At 30.7% G+C, this 21167-nt stretch carries 26 protein-coding genes and 1 tRNA gene; 17 read left to right on the forward strand and 10 right to left on the reverse strand.

From position 1 onward, the window contains the following. Window positions 1–7 precede the first annotated feature (7 nt). Together EKL95_RS05800 and EKL95_RS05805 are read left to right on the forward strand one after the other, a co-directional pair. A complete protein-coding gene (locus EKL95_RS05800; protein WP_126563743.1) occupies window positions 8–2344 on the forward strand; it encodes an ATP-dependent helicase in 2337 nt (778 codons plus the stop codon). Between the two features lie 13 nt (window positions 2345–2357). Further along, window positions 2358–2978, forward strand: a complete 621-nt coding sequence (locus EKL95_RS05805) for an L-threonylcarbamoyladenylate synthase (protein WP_126561570.1) — start codon at window positions 2358–2360, stop codon at window positions 2976–2978. Between the two features lie 335 nt (window positions 2979–3313). Here the strand turns inward: EKL95_RS05805 and EKL95_RS05810 are convergent, their stop codons facing one another. The 6 genes from EKL95_RS05810 to EKL95_RS15030 form a co-directional block, all read right to left on the reverse strand. Further along, on the reverse strand, window positions 3314–3517 hold the full coding sequence (locus EKL95_RS05810; protein WP_126563744.1) for a hypothetical protein: 204 nt from the start codon (window positions 3515–3517) through the stop codon (window positions 3314–3316). Window positions 3518–3862: 345 nt separating this feature from the next. Next, window positions 3863–4864 (reverse strand): hypothetical protein, encoded by a 1002-nt coding sequence (locus EKL95_RS05815; RefSeq protein ID WP_126563745.1) that lies wholly within the window; start codon window positions 4862–4864, stop codon window positions 3863–3865. Continuing rightward, complete coding sequence (locus EKL95_RS05820; protein ID WP_126563746.1) at window positions 4861–5196, reverse strand: hypothetical protein; 336 nt, start codon at window positions 5194–5196, stop codon at window positions 4861–4863. The genes EKL95_RS05815 and EKL95_RS05820 overlap by 4 nt, the downstream gene beginning before the upstream one ends. Window positions 5197–5460: 264 nt before the next feature. Continuing rightward, on the reverse strand, window positions 5461–5865 hold the full coding sequence (locus tag EKL95_RS14845; protein WP_148103992.1) for a hypothetical protein: 405 nt from the start codon (window positions 5863–5865) through the stop codon (window positions 5461–5463). A 124-nt stretch (window positions 5866–5989) separates the two neighbouring features. Then, window positions 5990–6475, reverse strand: a complete 486-nt coding sequence (locus EKL95_RS05830; protein WP_126563748.1) for a hypothetical protein — start codon at window positions 6473–6475, stop codon at window positions 5990–5992. 21 nt (window positions 6476–6496) lie between these two features. Then, window positions 6497–7912 carry a zinc ribbon domain-containing protein gene (locus EKL95_RS15030; RefSeq protein WP_199736782.1) on the reverse strand — a complete coding sequence of 472 codons (1416 nt, stop codon included), beginning with the start codon at window positions 7910–7912 and terminating at the stop codon, window positions 6497–6499. A 114-nt stretch (window positions 7913–8026) separates the two neighbouring features. Between EKL95_RS15030 and EKL95_RS05840 the strand changes: the two genes are divergently transcribed. Continuing rightward, window positions 8027–8263 carry an XRE family transcriptional regulator gene (locus tag EKL95_RS05840; protein ID WP_126563749.1) on the forward strand — a complete coding sequence of 79 codons (237 nt, stop codon included), beginning with the start codon at window positions 8027–8029 and terminating at the stop codon, window positions 8261–8263. On the opposite strand, the gene EKL95_RS05845 is transcribed toward EKL95_RS05840, so the two are convergent. After that, the gene (locus tag EKL95_RS05845) at window positions 8247–9410 is read right to left on the reverse strand and encodes a site-specific integrase (protein WP_126563750.1); all 1164 of its coding nucleotides are present in this window, start codon (window positions 9408–9410) and stop codon (window positions 8247–8249) included. The two genes, EKL95_RS05840 and EKL95_RS05845, sit on opposite strands and share 17 nt — an antisense overlap. 720 nt (window positions 9411–10130) lie before the next feature. Then, window positions 10131–10204, reverse strand: a tRNA-Arg gene (locus EKL95_RS05850). A 101-nt stretch (window positions 10205–10305) separates the two neighbouring features. Between EKL95_RS05850 and EKL95_RS05855 the strand changes: the two genes are divergently transcribed. Next, window positions 10306–10818, forward strand: coding sequence for an adenine phosphoribosyltransferase (locus tag EKL95_RS05855; protein ID WP_126561571.1), 513 nt, complete (start codon window positions 10306–10308; stop codon window positions 10816–10818). A gap of 16 nt (window positions 10819–10834) precedes the next feature. Here the strand turns inward: EKL95_RS05855 and EKL95_RS05860 are convergent, their stop codons facing one another. Further along, a complete protein-coding gene (locus tag EKL95_RS05860; protein WP_197037188.1) occupies window positions 10835–10954 on the reverse strand; it encodes an SsrA-binding protein in 120 nt (39 codons plus the stop codon). 496 nt (window positions 10955–11450) lie between these two features. Between EKL95_RS05860 and EKL95_RS05865 the strand changes: the two genes are divergently transcribed. From EKL95_RS05865 to EKL95_RS05905, 11 genes are all read left to right on the forward strand, one after another. Continuing rightward, entirely contained in the window at window positions 11451–11774 is a 324-nt protein-coding gene (locus EKL95_RS05865) for a hypothetical protein (RefSeq protein WP_126563751.1), read from the forward strand. 74 nt (window positions 11775–11848) lie between these two features. Beyond that, the gene (locus EKL95_RS05870) at window positions 11849–13042 is read left to right on the forward strand and encodes a hypothetical protein (RefSeq protein WP_126563752.1); all 1194 of its coding nucleotides are present in this window, start codon (window positions 11849–11851) and stop codon (window positions 13040–13042) included. 3 nt (window positions 13043–13045) lie between these two features. Further along, window positions 13046–13216 carry a hypothetical protein gene (locus tag EKL95_RS14895; RefSeq protein WP_158614844.1) on the forward strand — a complete coding sequence of 57 codons (171 nt, stop codon included), beginning with the start codon at window positions 13046–13048 and terminating at the stop codon, window positions 13214–13216. A gap of 115 nt (window positions 13217–13331) precedes the next feature. Continuing rightward, window positions 13332–14054: a hypothetical protein gene (locus tag EKL95_RS05875; protein WP_126563753.1), complete on the forward strand. Its 723-nt coding sequence runs from the start codon at window positions 13332–13334 to the stop codon at window positions 14052–14054. A gap of 1 nt (window position 14055) precedes the next feature. Continuing rightward, entirely contained in the window at window positions 14056–14478 is a 423-nt protein-coding gene (locus EKL95_RS05880; protein WP_126563754.1) for a hypothetical protein, read from the forward strand. Window positions 14479–14606: 128 nt separating this feature from the next. Beyond that, window positions 14607–15035, forward strand: a complete 429-nt coding sequence (locus EKL95_RS05885; RefSeq protein ID WP_126563755.1) for a hypothetical protein — start codon at window positions 14607–14609, stop codon at window positions 15033–15035. Window positions 15036–15136: 101 nt separating this feature from the next. After that, window positions 15137–15307, forward strand: a complete 171-nt coding sequence (locus tag EKL95_RS14900) for a hypothetical protein (protein WP_158614845.1) — start codon at window positions 15137–15139, stop codon at window positions 15305–15307. After that, the gene (locus EKL95_RS05890) at window positions 15300–15845 is read left to right on the forward strand and encodes a hypothetical protein (RefSeq protein ID WP_126563756.1); all 546 of its coding nucleotides are present in this window, start codon (window positions 15300–15302) and stop codon (window positions 15843–15845) included. The genes EKL95_RS14900 and EKL95_RS05890 overlap by 8 nt, the downstream gene beginning before the upstream one ends. A 200-nt stretch (window positions 15846–16045) precedes the next feature. Further along, the gene (locus EKL95_RS05895; RefSeq protein ID WP_126563757.1) at window positions 16046–16513 is read left to right on the forward strand and encodes a hypothetical protein; all 468 of its coding nucleotides are present in this window, start codon (window positions 16046–16048) and stop codon (window positions 16511–16513) included. Between the two features lie 6 nt (window positions 16514–16519). Beyond that, window positions 16520–17167, forward strand: coding sequence for a hypothetical protein (locus EKL95_RS05900; protein ID WP_126563758.1), 648 nt, complete (start codon window positions 16520–16522; stop codon window positions 17165–17167). A 375-nt stretch (window positions 17168–17542) separates the two neighbouring features. Then, a complete protein-coding gene (locus EKL95_RS05905) occupies window positions 17543–18004 on the forward strand; it encodes a hypothetical protein (protein WP_126563759.1) in 462 nt (153 codons plus the stop codon). A 499-nt stretch (window positions 18005–18503) separates the two neighbouring features. On the opposite strand, the gene EKL95_RS05910 is transcribed toward EKL95_RS05905, so the two are convergent. Further along, on the reverse strand, window positions 18504–18920 hold the full coding sequence (locus EKL95_RS05910; protein WP_126563760.1) for an Lrp/AsnC family transcriptional regulator: 417 nt from the start codon (window positions 18918–18920) through the stop codon (window positions 18504–18506). A gap of 105 nt (window positions 18921–19025) precedes the next feature. On the opposite strand from EKL95_RS05910, the gene EKL95_RS05915 reads away from it, so the two are divergent. Together EKL95_RS05915 and EKL95_RS05920 are read left to right on the forward strand one after the other, a co-directional pair. Further along, complete coding sequence (locus EKL95_RS05915) at window positions 19026–19745, forward strand: sulfite exporter TauE/SafE family protein (RefSeq protein WP_199736783.1); 720 nt, start codon at window positions 19026–19028, stop codon at window positions 19743–19745. A gap of 187 nt (window positions 19746–19932) precedes the next feature. Beyond that, window positions 19933–21159 (forward strand): multidrug effflux MFS transporter, encoded by a 1227-nt coding sequence (locus EKL95_RS05920; RefSeq protein ID WP_126553517.1) that lies wholly within the window; start codon window positions 19933–19935, stop codon window positions 21157–21159. The last annotated feature ends 8 nt before the right edge of the window (window positions 21160–21167 follow it).

Consider the following 21167-nt stretch of genomic DNA (forward strand, 5'->3'; position numbering starts at 1 on the left):
AATTTCCATGCACAAATATATCGATCAACTTAATGAAGCCCAACGTGAACCCGTTTTGCAAAAAGACGGACCCATGATAATTATTGCGGGTGCAGGTTCCGGTAAAACGAGGGTGTTGACTATCAGAATTGCTTATTTGATGAGTCAGGGTGTTGATGCGTTTAGTATCTTATCGCTTACTTTTACCAATAAAGCGGCCCGAGAAATGAAAAAAAGAATTTCGGATATCGTGGGAGCCGGAGAGGCAAAAAATCTTTGGATGGGAACATTTCACTCGGTTTTTGCTCGAATTTTACGCTCAGAAGCCGAACATCTTGGTTATCCTTCAAACTTTACCATATATGATTCTCAGGATTCATTGCGTGCCATTTCCGGAATAATCAAGGAAATGCAACTGGATCGTGATGTGTACAAACCCAAACAGGTTTTAAGCCGAATTTCAAATTTCAAAAACAGTTTGATTACGGTAAAAGCATATTTTAATGATCCTGATTTGCAAGAAGCGGATGCAATGTCTAAAAAACCTCGAATGGGCGAAATTTATCAAAATTATGTGGACCGATGTTTTAAAGCAGGCGCCATGGATTTTGATGATTTGTTATTAAAAACCAATGAATTACTGACTCGTTTTCCGGAAGTTCTGGCCAAATATCAAAACCGTTTTCGCTATATTTTGGTAGATGAGTACCAAGATACAAATCACTCGCAATATCTTATTGTTCGGGCTTTATCCGATAAATTTCAGAATATTTGTGTGGTCGGCGATGATGCACAAAGTATTTATGCGTTTCGTGGTGCAAACATCAATAATATACTGAATTTCCAGAAAGATTATGAAGGCGTAAAAACCTTCAGACTAGAACAAAATTACCGTTCGACAAAGAATATTGTTGAAGCAGCAAACACTATTATTGATAAAAATAAAGTAAAACTGGACAAAATCGTTTGGACCGCCAATGATTTTGGTCCCAAAATAAAGGTTCACCGCAGTTTAACAGACAACGAAGAAGGCCGTTTTGTAGCCAGTACGATTTGGGAGCAAAAAATGCAAAATCAAATGCCTAACGGTGCGTTTGCCATTTTGTACCGGACCAATGCACAATCCCGGGCTATGGAAGATGCGCTTAGAAAAAGAGATATTCCGTACCGGATTTATGGTGGACTTTCTTTCTATCAAAGAAAAGAAGTCAAGGATGTTTTGTGTTATTTACGATTGGTTATTAATCCAAAAGATGAAGAAGCTTTAGTTCGGGTAATTAATTATCCGGCACGTGGGATTGGGAATACAACAATCGAAAAACTAACCATTGCAGCCAATCACTACAAACGTTCGATGTTTGAAGTGATGCAAAACATAGAGCGAATTGATTTAAAACTGAATTCCGGAACCAAGCAAAAACTATTAGATTTTGTTACGATGATTCAGAGTTTTCAGGCTATAAATGAAAATCAGGATGCGTTTTATTTAGCGGATCATGTTGCCAAAAAAACAGGATTAATTCAGGAATTAAAAAAAGATGCTACACCGGAAGGAATGGCTAAAATTCAGAATATTGAGGAATTACTAAACGGTATTAAGGATTTTACAGATGGCCAAAAAGAAGTGGATGGAGCTCGTGGCGCTTTGTCTGAATTTATGGAAGATGTGGCTCTGGCAACTGATTTAGACAAAGACACCAGTGATGAAGACCGCGTGGCGTTGATGACCATTCACTTAGCTAAAGGATTAGAATTTCCTCATGTTTTTGTAGTGGGAATGGAAGAAGATTTGTTCCCGAGTGCCATGAGTATGAGTACGAGAAGCGAACTAGAAGAAGAACGCCGCTTGTTTTATGTGGCTTTGACCCGTGCGGAGCATCAGGCGTATTTGACTTATGCACAATCACGATACCGTTGGGGAAAATTGACTGATAGTGAACCGTCGCGTTTTATTGAGGAAATCGACAGTCAATATCTGGAATACATTACACCTCCTGAAAATAATTACAGGTATAAACCAATGATTGACAGCGATATTTTTGGCGATGTAGATAAATCTAGATTGCGTCTGGCAAAACCAGCTAACGGAACCTCGCCGACCAAATATAATACAGATAATGAACCTAAATCGGATATAAATATTCGTAAATTGAAACCTGTTAGTAATAATGCTGCTTCAGGAAGTGCTAATTTATTCGATAATAAACTGGTTGCTGGTAATATAGTGATGCACGAACGTTTTGGGAAAGGCGAAGTGTTAAACCTTGAAGGAGTGGGAGCCGACAAAAAAGCCGAAATCAAATTTGAAGTAGGCGGAATAAAGAAATTACTGTTGCGTTTTGCTAAACTGGATATTATTGGATGAAAAACTAAAAAAAATGGCTCAATTTATAAAAATATACGAAGACAAACCTAATGAAGCAGCAATTGCCAAAGTAGTTAAGGTTTTAAAAGAAGGTGGTTTAGTGATCTATCCCACGGATACTGTTTATGGTTTGGGTTGTGATATTACCAATACCAAAGCATTGGAACGCATAGCGAGAATAAAAGGAGTAAAGCTGGATAAAGCTAATTTTTCTTTTGTTTGCCATGATCTAAGCAACATATCGGATTATGTGAGGCAGATAGACACAGCAACTTTCAAATTATTAAAAAGAGCGTTGCCAGGGCCGTATACTTTTATTTTACCTGGAAATAATAGCTTGCCTAAAGAATTTAAAAAGAAAACAACCGTTGGAATTCGGGTTCCAGACAATGCGATTGCTCTAGAAATAGTTAAAGTATTAGGGAATCCTATTGTTTCTACCTCAATTCATGATGAAGATGATGTGATAGAATATACCACGGATCCGGAACTAATTTTTGAGAAATGGCAAAACCTGGTTGATTTAGTTATTGATGGAGGTTATGGAGACAATATAGGATCCACCATTATTGATTTATCGGGTGATGAGCCAGTTGTAGTTAGAGAAGGCAAAGGAAGTTTAGATATTTTATAAGATTTAAATTTTTGGCAAAATAGTTGCCGATTTACCATAAATTTTTGTGTTTCCCAAGAAGTTACAAATCTATAGGCACCAACTTCAAAAAGCCATAATACAAAAACCCTACAAATTTATAAGTAAAAAATCCTTAAACCACTGATTATCAGTATGTTTAAGGATTTTTGAAGTGACCTTGACTGGATTATAACGAAACCTCGGCAAGCCCACAGATTATAGGCTATGAGAGCAATTTATTTTTGACGGGGGTAATTATAGGGGTAATTTTAAAGCTTTTATCTCTAGAAAAACAAATGTTATTTGAAAGCCATTAAAGAGAATCGAAAGTTTATTTATAAATAAATATTAGGAAATCTTTCATTCAACTCTCTTTTAAAATTATTAACTTTTATATCTGTACTAAATTCTAGCGAATAAGAAAAGCCATCTTTGGTTTCAATATATTCATAGTACACTTCTTGAGAATTTACAAACCTTTTAATTTGGGGATTTAATAGTTCTCTTTTCATAGGAACAGTAAATTGATATTCAAACATAGTACATTATTTTAGGTTACAATATTATTTATTAATCCATTATCAAGTAATGCGGGATTGTTAGCTCAATTCTAAGCATTCAAAATCTACTTACACTTAATCTTATACTCAAATATAATAAACAAGCCGTAAACCAACTGAAATCAATATAATTCGTCAAATCCGTAATGACTTCAAGTGTATATAAGTTCCTACTTGTGTATATACAGATTCTATATGGCTTTAGCATTACAATTTATATGGCTCTGACGCCTAAAGCTATTTAGGTCTTATATCAGTTAGTATAGTCATTTAGTTCTATCCCTTATTTAGGGTATAGAATACTACTATTATATAAACAAATAGTTAAGCTTTTAAATAATCCGCTCTATTTTTAACCGTTCCTTTAAAAATAACTTCAAAATCTTCTTCGCCGATTTTGGATTTAAAATCATTATAAATATCGGTCTGAGCCTTCATCGCAGTTTTTCTTGTTTTTGAGTACATTCGATCAGATAATATTAACCTCCATTTTTCTAACCCAAGACTTTCCATACCTAAATAGACTAGGTACTGGGTTATGGGCTTTATTTTAGCATTTTTGAGATAATCATAAACTTTAGAATTCATACTTTTTACAAAAGTTATTTTTTCTAATTCTATAACCCATGAATCTAAAATTGAATCCCAATTCTCGATGATTTTTGATAAATATTCCATCAAAGGTTTTTCTGGAGCTCCACTCATTTTTTTTACTTTTATTTCATAACGAAGTAATAATTTTACATTATTTATTTTTTTTTCGTTTTTAGCAGAAAAAGTTTTTCCTTTTTGTTCAGTTATTTTATCATAAAATATAACACTTCTGTTTTCACCTTTAAATTCTATAGTTTCGTTCCCATATATGCATTTCTTTTTTAAATCATCGTGGGAGTGTATGCATGCAAAAAAGCATCGGTATTTTTCCCTCATACCCAAATTGGCTCCATACTCAGCTCTTGTTACTTTAGCGCCTAACAAAATGTCTTCGGGTACTTCTAACTTTTCCGAAATAATATTTAAACACTTTTCAAACTCAGTTTTATTAAAATCTCCAATAACTTCTTTATCAAAAAACCATTTTCTTAAACTATTACTAATAACAATTCTTAGTTCATCATTTTCCAAAAGTTTAATTTGAATTAGCAGGTAAGGTTTAGATTTACCATTTTCTAGTTTTTTTGCACTATTATTCAAAAATAATTTTCCTGTAAATCCTTTTCCCTTCCCGCTAGACCATTCTTCTCTTAAGGATAGATTTATCTTTTGGTTACTTAACCAATTTTCATCAGGTTTAAATTTAAAATTGAATCGAATATTATCAATCATCGTTTTTTTGTTTTAAAAATTTCAATATTTTTTATTGTAAAGTACCTTTTCGATTTGACTCCAGTGCTTTCGTATTTTAAGCCTTTTCTAATCCATCTTTCCAAGGTTGCTGGACTAATCTTATAAATTATACAAATCTCTTTGGAGGTGTGTAATTCACACTCTTTTTTCGCTACCTCGTTTTGCAATTCAAACACTCTTTCCGCAATTCGGTCTATTAATTCATTCTCTGAAATAAAATTTCCAGATCGGATTAAATTTTTTACTAACAATTTAGAAATCGAATTTATCAATTTTTCAGCTAACAATTCTTCTTTTTTTGAACTTTGCATAACACTCTTTTACTAATGTTATAGCTCTAAAATACAATTACTGAATAATTATTTTTTAATCATCAGATTGTTAGTGTTTTAAGTTTTTAGGAAAATTTAATTTTAAGTAAAACATTCTTGTTTTTTGGGAATAAAAAAACCTCCGATTGGAGGTTTGGGAAAAATCAGGAGGATAAATTATTTTTAAGAACTTAAGTTTTTTTTTTAATTTACTGTAGAATTTCAAAAGAGCAATTATTTCGTTCAAATAATTAACCCATTAAATTAGTGTATGAAAACCGATATTTTATAATATCCTTTAGCTACAGGTTCTTGTGAATAAGAATCATCAGTAATACCAATAGTACTATTACCATCGTGATAAATCGTCATATGTGGCTTACTTCGTTTTATTTCAAACCCCCAAGATGGTAAATTCTTTATAATGCGTTTCAATAACTCCTTATCATTACAAACAAAATTAGTTCTTTCAGATTTGAAATCGGAATCCGTAGCCATAGTTATTACTCTTTGTATTTTTTGATTCCTAGCATTTTCAGAATATAGGTATGTATATTTACCGATTATTGTTTTTCCATCTTTAGAGTAGTCCTCGGTCGGTCTTTTTATTTCCCATTGCCCTTGTAAGTTTTCAGTTAAGCCATATACTGAAAGTCCTGAAACTTGCAATAAATCCGATAGATTATTTATTTGAGAATTAGCATTTCCAAAATAGAGGATGAGGGCGATTGTTAAAATTATTTTTTTTATGAGTTATTTACATAGTGTTAAAGACTGAATTATATTATTTCTTTTAATAGTAAAATTCGACAAAATCTTTTGACCCAATTTCATATTTTATATCGCTGTAGTTATCTTTTGTGTTTACAAATTCTCTAACAACTACCCCCGCTTTTGTAAAATCAAATATCTCTTTAGATGCTATATTCGCATTATTAGGGTCTCCATCTGCATTGGCTGGCTCCGTGTATGTTAAGAAAAATCTCTTGCCTTCCATTTTTTCAATATCTGATATAAATTCGTCCCAGCCTGTTGATCGCATCTCAAATTCGCTAAATTTTTTAGAACCTTTTACATATTTGAAATATTGAATTAAATCCGCTTCGGTGTAGGTGTCGATAATTGTCCCGTCTAATTTTACGTGCCAGCCTTTTAATCCTTTTGTATGAATTTCGAAAGATTCTACGGTTGAATCCGTAACCAAATCTGAATCCGTAGTTGAATCGGTGCAACTTATCACGCTAAATGTTAGTATAGCTCCTAGTAAAAGTTTTTTCATTTTATTTTTTTTATTTAATTATTAACATCCTCCACTAGAATATCCCTCATGAAATTCAACTTCTTCTGAAATTTTGCCTAATTTTTTAGCCACTATATCTTTAGAATCTTGTGTTACTAAATCAATGATATCCTGTGCATCATTTAAATCCTTAGCGTGTGTTATCATAGGGTATTTGGAGATGAAAATTTTATTTCCCCCCTCGTCTTTTACAAAATAAGTCCAAGAAATAATAGTGAAAACTTTTTCAGTGTTATTAAAATTTTCTTCTACTACCTCAGTCATTATGTTAAATTCCCCAGTAACTGTCTTCTTTTCCTTATCAAGATACATAGAACCTCTTACGGAATACTCTGGTAAGTCAGTCTTACTATTCTGCATATAACAGTCCGAAATTATTTTATCTAAGGTTTCTAATTTTCCTAGCCCGTTATAATAACGTTCAGCAGAGTTTACTTTTTCTGCATAACTTTTAGTTACAGATTGTTTTGCACTAGCATTAACATTTTCATTTGATTCAGCCTCTTGACTCTTTTTAAATTCTTTAAATTTCTTTTTGACTTGACTTATACTCAAATTTAGTCTTATAACTTCGTTCATTTCTTTTTCTGTAGCTAGATTTGCCATGTTTTCAACTAAAACTAAAAAGGTTGTATTAATTAAATCATCGCTTGCCTTATCATTAGACTTAGAATTTTTATGTTTAAGCATCAAAATGAATTCATACTTCACGTACTCTTTAATGTATGCTAGTTCAGAATCTCTAGTGAAGAAAAATGTTTTATTGAATCCGTCAGGGTCTTCTACCATATTTGTTTTTTCCGCAATAAATGTTATGGTTTGACTAATTTTCTCCCCAATGTATTCATATTTAAAAATCGCAATTATTACCATACAAGCGATAAATAATTTGATCATCGGGTCAATATAAAAGGATTTTTTTTCTTTTAATCCTAAATTGTCTATGGAACGAATTACAGTTTCTTTTTTTTTCAAAAAGCTATAATACTCATTTGGACTTCCGTTTGGATTGTTTTTTTTCCACTCTTCAAGGGAACTAATTTCAGAATTTGCTTGGATTGCATTAGGTTTTACAGTCCCACAATATCTACAAACAATTGCGTCTTTTTTTATTAGTTCAGCACATTGGGTGCATTTTTTCATCTCGCTGATGGATTTATTTAGAGTTTGATTTCTAAACTCTTCGTCTTCTTCTATTCTCTCACGTCTTCTATCATCAGTTTCTCCTAAAAGTGCTAAAAATAGCATACCAAGAAGTGGAGAAAAAAAGAAAGAAAACAGAAACCAACCTAATCCACTTCGACCTCTTTTATTAGCCATTTTAACTGGAATAGTGTAAACTATTATTAATAGTATAGCGACAAACAAGACTACTAAAGCGATTAAAAATCCTTCCCAATTAAATGTAGTTTTCAATTTTAGTGTATTTAAAAATGTTAAATAAAAACAAATATATAAAAATTAACTATATGCGGTTAATTTAATGCAGTAACCTTTAATGCAGAATTTTTAGAATTTAGCATTATAAAAATGAAAGATTCAAGAGAAACAATATCGCCCGAATTAAAAAAAGTTGCGCAAAAATTTAGGCAACTTAGAATAGATTCAGGTTATAATAGCCAAGAAATTTTTGCTTACGATAAAGAAATAAATAGAGTTCAATATTGGAGAGTAGAAAAAGGCAGTAACATAACATTAGCAACCTTTTTCAAACTTCTCGAAATCCACAAAATTACTCCTGAGGAGTTCTTCAAGGATTTTTCTTAAACGCTTTAATGGTATTTAGCATTTTTGATATGTCGTCAAGACTATTATCAACATATCTTTGTGTCATTTTGATATCTTTATGGCCTAACAACTTCATTATTATAAAAGAGCTTACATTTTCATTAGCTAAAGTAGAAGCAAAGGTATGTCGACCAACATGAAAATGTACTTTTTTCTTTATTTTACACAAAGAAGCAATAATTTTTAAATCTCTATTAACTGTTACGTTACATCGTTTAGGAAAAATATCATCTTTACCTGAATTGTTATACTTTTTTAATATCATCTTTGCCTTATCTGTAAGTGGAACTTGCACCAAATTTTGGGTCTTCTGCATTCTCATAGAAATGCTTTCTCCGTTTATAATATCTTTTTTAGTAAGACCAATTACGTCCGAATATCTTAAACCTGTGTAACAAGAAAAGAGAAACATGTCTCTAGTGATATTAAGTCCCTCTCCTCTGGTGAAACTACTAAATCTAATTTTTTCAATTAACATTAGCTCAGCTCTAATTAAATACTCAATTTTAGTTTCTTCTTGGGTTAATTTGAATTCATCATAAGGATTTTTTTTAATAATATTGCTTTTTAAAGCATTACCAAGAACTGCTTTTAGATTTTTGTGTCTGCTCCATCTACCAGGGTTTCCAGTATTAAATTTTTTAATTAAAAAAGTATCAAATTTTTCTATGAAATTTAAATTAATTTGGCTTACCTTAATTTCCTTATTTAATTGCTTTAGACGTTTTCGCAATAAAACGTAATGGTATTGGGTTCCTTCACTCAATTCGGTAAATTTTTTTTCGCAGAATTTGTCGTAGAACTCGAAAAAGTCATCGCTATCTTTTGTGGAATAGAATGATTTTACAAGCTGAATATCCAAATTAGTTCCGATAGACCTTTGCTCTCTTAGATAGTCTTTAATTCGGCACATTTCGTTATCCAACAGACTATTTTGAATACTTGATTTAGAACCTTTAAAAAAGCCGTCCTTAGCATTCCAATCTGATTCTTCGGAATATTCTCCAGATGTTAATTTTAAGACTACAGAATTAATTGTTATTCGATAGTTCACGGGACATGTTCCATCCATTTTTCTTTTATCCGTTCGCAGAATTGCTTTTACAGTAAAATTTTGTTTTATCATGATTTTTCTTTTCTTATATTATAGGCAGTAGCCATAATTTTTGAATAAAAGTAATAAGAAAATTATTACAAAAAAATAAAATAATTAACTTAAGTATCAGTTATACAGTGTTTTGTATTTAAAACTTTAACATAATTTTTTAGCTTCCAACGAATTACAAAAAAACGATTTACAGTAAAATATTCTTTTTTTTTGGGGAAATAAAAACAAGTGTTAGTAAAATGTACCCTCTTTTTAGAAGAATTTAGATTTCATGTTAGATTTTCCTCTTTTTATAAATAAATCAGATTATTAGTAAAACAGACCTTATTTTATGGAATAAAGATTTTAAGTAAAAACTACCTGTTTTAAAGTAAATCAGATTATTAGTAAAACAGACCTTATTTTACGAAATAAAGATTTTAAGTAAAATTGACCTGTTTTAAAGTACATTGGATTTTTAGTAAAACAGACCTTATTTCAGGGAATATAGATTTCAAGTAAAAACGAGCTGTTTTAAAGTATATAAGATTTTTAGTAAAACAGACCCTATTTTATGGAATAAAGATTTCACGTAAAATTTTCCCGTTTTTAAACATTAAAAGATATATTTACAAAAGGGGTAAGAATGGGGGTAACAAAAATGATAAAAGATGATAAAAGATTGTAGGGATAAAAAAGAAAAAACCCCTATTTACAGGGGTTTTAGTATCTTCGAAAGTTGACTACTTTCATATTTCGTGACCTTGACTGGATTCAAACCAGTAACCTCTTGAGCCGTAATCAAGTGCGCTATTCAGTTGCGCCACAAGGCCTTTTTTTGCTATTGATGTCTTAATTAAGGCGTCTTAGCGGGTGCAAATATAAGTATAAATGTGTAATTTGCAAGTCTAAAATTGTAAAAAAACAAAAAAATATGCCATTAAAAAAGTATATACGTGATATTCAGGGATTTCCTAAAGAAGGAATTTTGTTTAAAGACATCACTCCGTTACTAATTAATCCCGAAGCAAGGAATAAATGTCTTGAAATACTGGTTGAATCCTTGAAAGATAAAAAAATTGACAAGGTAATAGGAGTAGAAAGTCGTGGATTTTTCTTTGGAATGTTGATTGCACAAGAATTAAATGTTGGTTTTATTCCGGTTCGTAAGCCGAACAAGTTGCCTTACGAAACTATTTCAGCAACGTATGATTTAGAATATGGAACCGATACTTTAGAAATCCATATTGATGCAATTCAAAAAGGAGACCGAATTCTGATTCACGATGATGTATTGGCAACCGGAGGAACCGCAAGAGCAGTTTGTGAATTGGTGGAACAATTAGGTGGTGAAATCGTGCAATGCAATTTCCTGATGGAATTAGCTTTCTTGAATGGAAGGACAAAAATCAAAGGAAATGAAATTTTTGTAGCAATTACATACTAATTTAAGGTTCGTGTGATTACGTAATACTTAAAGCAATAATCGCGATTTGCAATTTCTTGGCTTTAGCCAAATCCAATCCCTGTTTGGTGAAACTCTGTAAAATGATTTTGTTGAGTTGGCCCAAGATTTTATACATATCGTTTTGTTTTGTAAAAAGATAAAAATAAAGAAAGAGGGTAAAGAGGGCTTTGATTGGGTGATGTTTTTTTTATCTCTAAAGCACACTATGTTTATATTATAATTAAAAAATCTATTTTACATAATATAAATTATAGTTCATTTGTGGTATTACTTACTAACAAATAAATTATGTCTATCAAAAGAGATTCTCTCGAAAATTATGTCCTTCTTTTGGACTTGGTTTTAAAAATGCGTGATACACCATTTAAACCTAAAACATTCCTAAAAAAAATAAGACCTTTTTGTAAAACTGAACATTCAAATTTTCGAATGTTACACGTTCGTGTACGTGGTGCGAAATTAGGTGTTACAATCGAGATAAAAAAGGATTGTTTTTTGGTTTGTCAAAATCGGTTAATTCACGAATTTATTTTTTATTGTAATCCGTTTGAAGCTTCGGATAAAGCGCTACTTCTTAAATTATTAAAACACAACCTTTTAACTGCTTAATTATGTGTACAATTAACGAATTAACCCAAAAAAGAGAAAATTTACTTTTTCAAATTGCTAGTGTAACGCTTGATTTGAAAGAATATACTAAATATCCTGTTGAAACTGTTGATATTGAGCAAATTAAATATAAATACGGCTTTATACTTCGGGAGATTAAGCAAGTTGATGAGAAGTTAAAATTTATTTTTCTTACTCAATCAGAAACTTTAAAAACTGATTTACATATGATGGATAAAGAAATAATTGAATCTATTGCAAAAAATAGATTAACAGTTAATGACTTATCAAAACTTCATTTTTCAATGTTTGATAAGCTGTTTTAATAAGTCCTTATATTTTTTTTCTTGTTGCCGTGGGGTATAACGGCAACCAATTCACCCAAACCTACTAAAAAAAGATGATTTCATACAAAGAACGTCACCAAATTAAAACAAAAATAAAAACTAACAATTTAAAAACTACTCTTATAAATATTGATTATTTAATCCTTTCTCTCGATGGTAATCTGTTTGGGGAGTTTCCCGAAGCTTCGGAATTCAGATTCAAGCCTTATGATTATGGTACTTCAATTTTTGAAATACGTTCTGATTTATATTTTCAAAATTTAAAAGTTGGAACATTTATGAGTAAACCTCGCTCTAGTATTATTAGCGAAAATTTAGCGCATTTACAGATAGAAAATAACCTTTTTTATACTCTTTCAAATGAAGTTTTAAAAAATATCTTAATGCAATTCTGTAATGAAACGAATTACTTGTGGAAGTCTACTAATAGGCTTGATATTTGCCTTGATAAATCTGATAGTAATTATCAGTATCGAAATTTGTATAATAATATCGTTGATGGTAATTATCTTATATCGGGTAGACCTAAAAATTTACAATCTTATTTTGAGACTTTTAAAGGCAAATCCATACTTAACGGCTTTCAATTGGGTAAAAGAACCAGTGATAAAATTATAAGATGCTATAATAAAACACTTTCACTTCAGCTAACTGAAAAACCGTATATAAATGAATACTATAAAAATAATGGTTTAAAAAACGATAATGTTTGGCGTTTTGAATATCAATTGAATTCTGCTTTTTTTCGTGGATTAAATGAACATTCAAAAGCAGATTATAATGTTACTCAGTCTATTACTTGGGGTATCTTTGATAAAGCTAATTTATACGAATTACTAAAAATAGCTACCAAAGGCTTCTTTGAATTAAGAGAAAATACGGGTAAAAGCCAAATTAATAAAGAAAAATTAGTTCCTCTTTTTGATTTCGAAAAATTACAATCTGAAATTTCAAAAAATATTCCGATAATTAAGCGCTTAAAAAAGATAGTCCTTTCTAGTACTACTATAAAAAAACGTTTAGCGAAATCTTTATTTCGTGAATATTACTGTAATAATCAAGATATATCTTATATCGTGGCTTTAAATTTATTGCTTGAGGATATGGATATGACTACTGAGAAACCCCTCCTATTTTGGTTTAAAAACAAATTACATTTTTATCTGCACGAATTTAGGTCAAAAGAAAAGTTGATAAATTATTTTGATACTTCCCTTTTTATTGAACATCAATTTTTATTTTTATAACGTATGAATACACGAAACACTAGTCAAAAAGTAACAAAAACACAATTAATGTATCTGCTTGAAGTTAGTTATAATACTGCAAGAAAAGAGTACCAAATCATTTTGGATAGTTTGGAATTGAAAAGAAATTATTTAATGATTTCCGACTTGATTAAATACGGAATATTGCCTTAAAATCGTTAATAATGATTAAAATTAGTCAATAATCGTTAAAAATCGTTAATCCATTTTTCATTTTTCATAAACCTTTGTATTCGAATAAAACGAATATTAATATAAAATAAAGAAAATGAAAATTAAAAGTATTACGGGTGTTACAAAAAGTGATGAGATTACAATAACAAAATCAATCGGTTCTTTGATAATTGCTGTTGATGGTCTTGCCTTAGATGCATTAACGACTGAGAAAATAAGTGTTTATATTGAAAGGGGGAACGGCTCTAATGTGATTTTAGCTAATAAAGTTCTTTTAGTTGATTTTATACTAGCCAGTACATTTGGTGGAGAGGCTACGCAATCAGATTCAATCTATGAGACAATAGCTGTTTGTGAGTTGGCTGTTGATGGTGGTATTTTCTTAGCAGAAAAGGAAAGTATTAAAATTGTTTTAGAGGATTTAATCGCTCTTAAAACTTATGACTTGTACGGAATTGAAGAACCAACTTTAACAAATCAATTATACCATTTTGAACAAAAAACTGTTGCTAGTGAAGAATTCAGTAAAAAAGTTGATGTTTTAGGTTTTGACTTGGCAATTATGACGGTTCATTCCTCAATTAGTGATTTATCTTATAAATTCGTTAATGGGCAAATTGTTAAATATCTCCCGTTTGAACTGCAATCTTTATCTAGGGATATAGATCCCATTCAGGCAATCAATGGGACGGCTGTTTCTCAGGGCGTTTCTAGTCGTTTGAGTTTACCGTTATTAGGTGTTGACTCGATAGAGATTAACAAATCACAAGGGGCGGTTATTAATTTCGTTGTAAGAACGGTTAAAAACGTAGAATAAAATGGGATTCTTTAAAAGCATTGGGAGCAAACTTAAAAGAGTGGTTTCCCTCAAAAATTTAGTAAGAGGTGTTACGGGTAATTTTACCGCAATTGGCGAGGATGTTGTAAGAGTAGCTACAACAAGCGACCCCAAAAAGGGTTTATCATTAGTTGATACTACATTAGTTCCTTCTGGTTATACTATTCCTGAGCCAATACAAGATATTTTAAAAAGTCAAGATTCAAGCTATAGGACTAATGTTATAAATTCCGTTGCTTCTATTCCTGTTGTTCAGGATGCAAATTCCTTTATGTCTAAACTTTGGATTCAGTCGCAATGGTTTAAATACAAAAATTGGATTATTGGTTTTTTATCGGTTTTGAGCGTCTTTCTTCTTTGGAAGTTTGTTTTTTCTAAAAAGAAAAATACAAGAAGACGTTAATAATTGCAATCTGAAAAACCAAAAAATAACAGTCGAATTTATTTGATAATCTTCATTATTGATTCGATTGTTATAATCTTAAAAAAAATAACTGATGTTATATTAAACATCAAAAATCTATTTAACTAATGTCAAATTATAAAAATCAAAATACGGACTCGTATCGTCCTAATTATTCGGGAAATAATAATTCTCGAGGGAATTATAATTCACCTCAGAGACCTATTGTAAAACATTCAGGTGCAAAGCATACAAAATACTTTCCTAAAACGGGTCCTAATGCTGGGGTAGAGCAACATTTAACCAGTGGTTGGAGACTTTCTAAAGGTGAATTAATTTCTATCAGATGCGTTACAACTTCAAAAAGTAAATTGGGAGATAAAGGATGGTTTGGTAGTGTAGCGGTTACAATGACTAACACTAAAACGGGCGCAAATTCATTTCATTGGGGAACTATGGAAGAAAAAAGCGGTAAGGTTGTTATTGATTCTATGGCAATGGTTATCAATCCAAAAGCAAAAAATGGGGGTTATTCAGGTACATTCTTAAATAAATAAGATGTTAAAATTATTATTAAAATTTCTTCCCCTTATATTACATGAGGGTTTGGATTTGCTTAAAGAACATTTTGAGAAACGCAGACTAAAAAAAGAAAAAAATGAATAAATTAAAAGGTATTATTGGGATTATTGGGCTTATTGTCAAATATTCCGCAGTTGTTATGGCTATCATTAAGGGTATTGAGGTAGTTTCTCAGGAATTAGAAAAAATTGATTTTGATGGTGAAAAACCAAAGGAAACTTTGAAAACGTTGAAAAACGATGAGTAGTTTTTTAGGTAGGAAAGATTTAAGTAGGGGTGTTCGGAATAATAATCCGGGTAATTTGGTTATAACTTCTGATAATTGGACTGGTAAAGTACTAAAGTCGCAAAATACAGACGGTAGATTTGAGCAATTTAAAGAGGTTAAATTTGGTATTCGTGCAATGATAATTGATATAATTGGGGATATTGGAAAGGGTAAAAATACCGTTAGAAAATTGATATCCGAGTATGCTCCAAGTTTTGAAAATGATACGAATAAATATGTTAGTGTTGTTTCTTCTGCTCTTGGTGTTAATCCCGATTCTGTAATAAAAGAAGTTGATTTCTTGTTTTTGCTTAAAATTTCGAGGGCTATTATAACCCATGAAAATGGTAAAGATGGTTCTTTAATTGTCGATTCAGATATTTTAGACGCTATTGATATTATTAATAGAAAAGAAGTTAATGGAGTTGTAATAAATTCAAAAAATAAGTTGAAATATAATATTATAATTATTCCCTTATTTCTTTTTTTTTATACAGTGCTTACCGTAGCACTATAAAAAACGGGAGAAAAAAACGTTAAATAAATTAAAAAATAAAATCATGTTAGATAAATTAAAAAAGTTTTATGAGGATAATAAAAAAGTTGTTCTTATCGGTTTGGGTCTTTTAGCTCTAGTAATTATTTGGAATAAAACCCGAAAATAAAATTATGCAAAGGCAAAGAACTACGCAAAACGGCTCTCAAAATGGGGGCTTTTTGCAAATATTAAAAGATTATTGGTATGTTATACTGGGCTTGTTTTTAGTTGTTCCTTTTTTGATAAGATATTTGAAAGATGCGAATACAAGTATAACCGTTAATAATCAACAAGAAGAAGAAAAGCTATATCAGGCACAAAACGAAAATCCAATTACTCAGCTAGTAGGCTTGAATGCAATTACTTCAAGAATTGATTTACAAGATATTGCACGAAATGTAGCTTTTCATTTAGGAACTAATGTAAGAACAAAAGAAGTAGGTTTTTTTGATTCTTCTTTTTGGAGTCCAAAAGGATGGACTGAAAATGACGAAAAAGCATATAATGAATTAAAAAAAATTAATTATGTATCAAGTCGGGATTTAGTAACAAAGTGTTATTATTTTTTAACTAGGCGCAATTTAAACGATGATGTAAAGGAATTATTAGACAATGAGTACAAAACAAAACTTCCATTATTTAAATAAAACAATATGAATAGTCCAGAATTAAATAATTATGTACAGTACGTTTCACGTAGCGGAATTGTAAAAGCGAAATCAGTTGTTTTTTATGATGATGGGGAAATTACTACTTTTGAAGTATCGGGAATTAATGAAGATTTTTTTTTACTTGCTGTTTTTCAGAACAATATTCAACGTTATGGAATTGGATTTGAAAATTTTGATAATATTAATATGTTATCTTTTCTTAATTCAAACGTTGTTGATTTGGGTTCAATTTCTGATAATTCTTTTTTGAACAGTGAGCAAGTAGTTGTTATGTCTTATAGTAATAAATACGTGAGTTTTCAAAAAGATGGTTTTTTGCCAAATAAAAATCAAGATGTTAAAAATAATGAGTATCTTTTTTTAAAGGATTATTGTATTGATGGTTTAAACAATGATCCTATTATCAATACTTTTAGTGTTATTTTTCCCAATGGTGGCAGTTTAGGTGAAACTTTATTTTATGGTAGGTTAGTTTTTGGTGTTTGTCGGGTTACTGAGCCTGTGTTAGGGACTTGGTTTGATATGCCTATTAATCAATATATTTTATTTAATAATGTAGAAGTTTCTTCATTAGCTGGTGCTTTAATTCAAGGTTATAGGTTTAATAAGATAGTTGGGGGAGTGAAATAAGTTAATATAAAAATTATTTTCAATAATGGCAAATAACACACCTACACCTTATCTTTGTTGGGTTTTTCATAAAGATAAAACAAGGCATCCTTTAGAGTATAAATTTATGAAGTCTATTTATTACCTTCATAAGCTTTTAGAGAAAGAAGGTTTTGATTATCATTACATAAACGTGTACAATCGGAAAACGGGTGTTTATCTTGGTAGACAATATTTTGATAAATTTATAATAGATAAACCTTTGTATTAAGTTACAAAGGTTTTTTTTTATGGTATATTATTAATTCTCTGTAGGAATATTTATAATGTTATGTTAAATTTGGCACTATCTTTGAATTTGTATTTATAAATCTTTAACCTATAAAAATCATTATTATGAAGAAAATTACATTGTTGCTGCTTTTATTTACTGGTTTTTCTTATTCTCAAGAAAAGAAAACTTTTTTCACAACTCTTGAACCTTTAACTTTAGAACAATCTACTTTTTTTGCATTGGTAAATCGTTATTATCCTGATTTCTCTATTCCTAAAATGGTTAATAACATTTATACTGAAACTAATGAAGTGGCTGAGAGTTATGTCGAGTATGACCGTTCACCTATTGATTGTGATGATTATTTGATTGTTTTACAGTCTGATAATAAAAGATTGGACTATCAATTTGTGTATAACTTAGGTAATGGAAATTTAATAAATAAAGGTTCGTTTTATGTTCTTGGTTCTGATGTTTATAAAGTTGATTTTTCGATAAAAGGAAAGAATAAAAATTTTATTGAAATGTATAAAAATGGTAAAGAGGTTTATAATGAAAATCCTTATAAAGGATTAGACAAGTAAAATAAATGAACCCCAATAAAACGGGGTTTTTTTATGTTCTTTATTTTTTTTGCGTTTCTGAAAACTGCAGTTTATGTTTTTTGTTGATAAAGTTGTTAACAACTTGTTGGACGTATTATATTCCATACTATAAATTATAGCGCAAAAAAGACACACTACATTTAGACAAAAAAATTACACTGTTTAGTTACATTAAACGATTACAATCCTTCCTTAAATTATTTAACATGAAGGATATTCATTTTTACAGTCTTTTGCTATAAATAATTTTACGATTGGCTGACACCATTTCCGATTTCAGAGAAATACGTCTCAAAAGCTTAAAATCACATTATTTTGTTATAATTTATGCTGTTTTAATCTAAATATAGGCCATTTTAATGGTTTTAAAGTATTTCTTTGTGTTACGACGCTTTACCTTGGTTTTGGCAGCTAACGTAAAACTAAACTATTAATAGTAACGGAATAATTTTTGATTTAAGAAACAGACGATCCTATATTATTTATTTAAATCAGATAAAATCAAGTGAGTTGTAGGCTCTCCATAAACTAAAAGCCGATCAATAAATTGTTGTAGGTGCATTTGATCAACTAGAACGACGTTCATAATAATGTTTTGGGGTCCAGTAATTCTAAAAACCTCATTTATCTCTGGAAAATCTTTCAGCTGATCACAAAACAGCTGTAGTTTTCCACTAAATAACTTGAACAGAATAAAAACCTCTAATCCAAATCCCAGTTTTTGGTTGTTCAGCTGAAGTTTATATCCCTGTATAATAGCAGCATCCTCCAGTTTTTGAATGCGTTCTCTTACGGAAGAAGGTGAAAGTCCAATTTGTTTCCCAATTTCTACATAGGAAGCTCTTGAGTTTATTTCTAATTGCTTTATTATTTTTAAATCTAGAGTATCAACCATTAAAAAAGTTTTAAATGCTTAAAATTACAACTTTTTAACGGAAAATTACTTGTTTATTGATGGATTAAATTTAGATATTTATAGTGCTAATAGTACTTTTGAACCATGGATAACACTTTATTACTACTTACAATTGGAATTTTCACAGGATTTTTTATTCAAACTATGATCGGTTTCGGCGGTGCTTTAATAGCTTTACCTTTCTTGTTGTTAGTCATGCCTTTATCTGAAGCAGTTTCGTATCTTTCTATTTTTTATTTGGTCTCCTCTCCTATTTATGTGTATAAAGAATGGGAACATATAGACAAAAGCTTATTAAAAAAAATTGCTTTTTCTTCCTTTTTTGGAGTGCTTACCGGAATAGTGGTTCTAGTTTATGGAAAACCTCTGATCTTAAAGCAGGCGTTGGGTGTTTTTATTATCCTATTTGTATTAAATAGTCTTCGTGTCAAAAAAAAAGTAGTGATTTTAAAAAAAACGAAACACTTTTTGGGTTTTCTAGGAGGTTTCTTCTCTGGTTTATTTTCTACCGGAGGTCCTTTATATGTAATAATTGTTCAGAATGAAACTAACGATATAAAGACATTTAGGGCTACCATGTTTGGTACTTTAGGCCTGGTTACGCTGATGCGAATGCCTGTTTTGGTTTTAGGTGGCGTGATTACTATGAACCAAATTTACAATTCCCTCTATGTTGTGCCTTTTCTTATTCTTGCTTTATTTTTGGGCAAAAAAGTCTATTTAAAACTTAATGAAGCGCTTATAAAAAGAATCATTTTAGGACTATTATTTCTATCAGGAGTATTGCTGGTTTTTAAAGTATAATTATAGAAATTGTATTGACTCTGCTTTTATCACATTACTGGTCAATGACAGTGCTAAATTTATTTTATTTAGCAGCTCTTTGTCCATTATCATAGATCACATTAGTGTGCAAAGTGGTTTGATTCGCATCTTAATTATTTACCTTTGCAAAAAATTAAAAATTGCGACTTCAATGAATAATACCGAAATGAACAAAAAAAAATACATTAAATTAATCCTCATTTTAGGTTCTCTTACCGCACTTGGCCCATTTTCAATTGATATGTATTTACCTGGTTTTGCCGGAATTGCTAAAGATTTGAATACTTCTGTTGCCAATGTGTCCATGACATTATCCAGTTATTTTATTGGAATTTCTGCTGGACAATTACTTTATGGTCCGTTATTAGATCGTTTTGGCCGAAAAAAACCGCTCTTTATTGGATTATTGGTTTACATATTAGCCTCTTTGGGCTGCGCATTTGTCACTGATATTGATACTTTTATAGGGCTGAGATTCATTCAGGCTGTTGGGAGCTGTGCTGCTACGGTAGCCTCAGTGTCAATGGTTCGGGATTTATTTCCTGTAAAAGAGATACCTAAAGTCTTTTCTTTATTGATGTTGGTTGTAGGGCTTTCACCAATGCTGGCACCCACTGTAGGCGGTTATGTTACTACTTATTACGGTTGGCATACTGTATTTTTTATACTGATGTGCATGGGAATTGTAATTCTTGTAGCGGCTCAAATTGTTTTGCCTAATACTTTCAAACCGGACACTTCTATTTCATTAAAGCCAAAACCAATTATTTCTAATTTTATACGCATTGTTAAAGTGCCTCAATTTTACACCTATGCGTTTACAGGAGCAATCGCTTTTTCTGGTTTATTCACGTATGTAGCAGCCTCTCCTATTTTATTTATGGATATTTTCAAAGTAGATGGTACAACGTATGGCTGGATTTTTGCCTTTATGTCTTTGAGTTTTATAAGCGCCAGTCAGCTTAATTCTTTTTTATTACGGAAATTTACCAGTGAACAAATGATTTTTGGGGCCTTAATTACACAGTCGGTAATCAGTGTTTTATTTCTGACATTAGCAATCAATGATCTTTTAGGTTTGTATGAAACAATTGCCATGCTGTTTTTATTCTTGGCGTGTTTAGGAATCTCTAATCCTAATACAGCAGGACTGACTCTTGCTCCTTTTTCAAGAAATGCAGGAAGCGCGTCTGCCTTGATGGGTGCGATTCAATTGGGATTAGGTGCTTTGGCCTCTTTTGCGGTTGGTGTTTTTGTAAAAAGCTCTATGTTACCAATGGTTTTGATTATGACAACATCAACAATACTGGCATTGATTATTTTAATTATCGGAAAACGAAACATAAAAAAAACCATTACAACTTCAGGTGATGAAATTGTAATAGCTCATTAACAGTTTAT

The organism is Flavobacterium sp. LB2P53, assembly GCF_003970305.1.
GTDB lineage: Bacteria > Bacteroidota > Bacteroidia > Flavobacteriales > Flavobacteriaceae > Flavobacterium.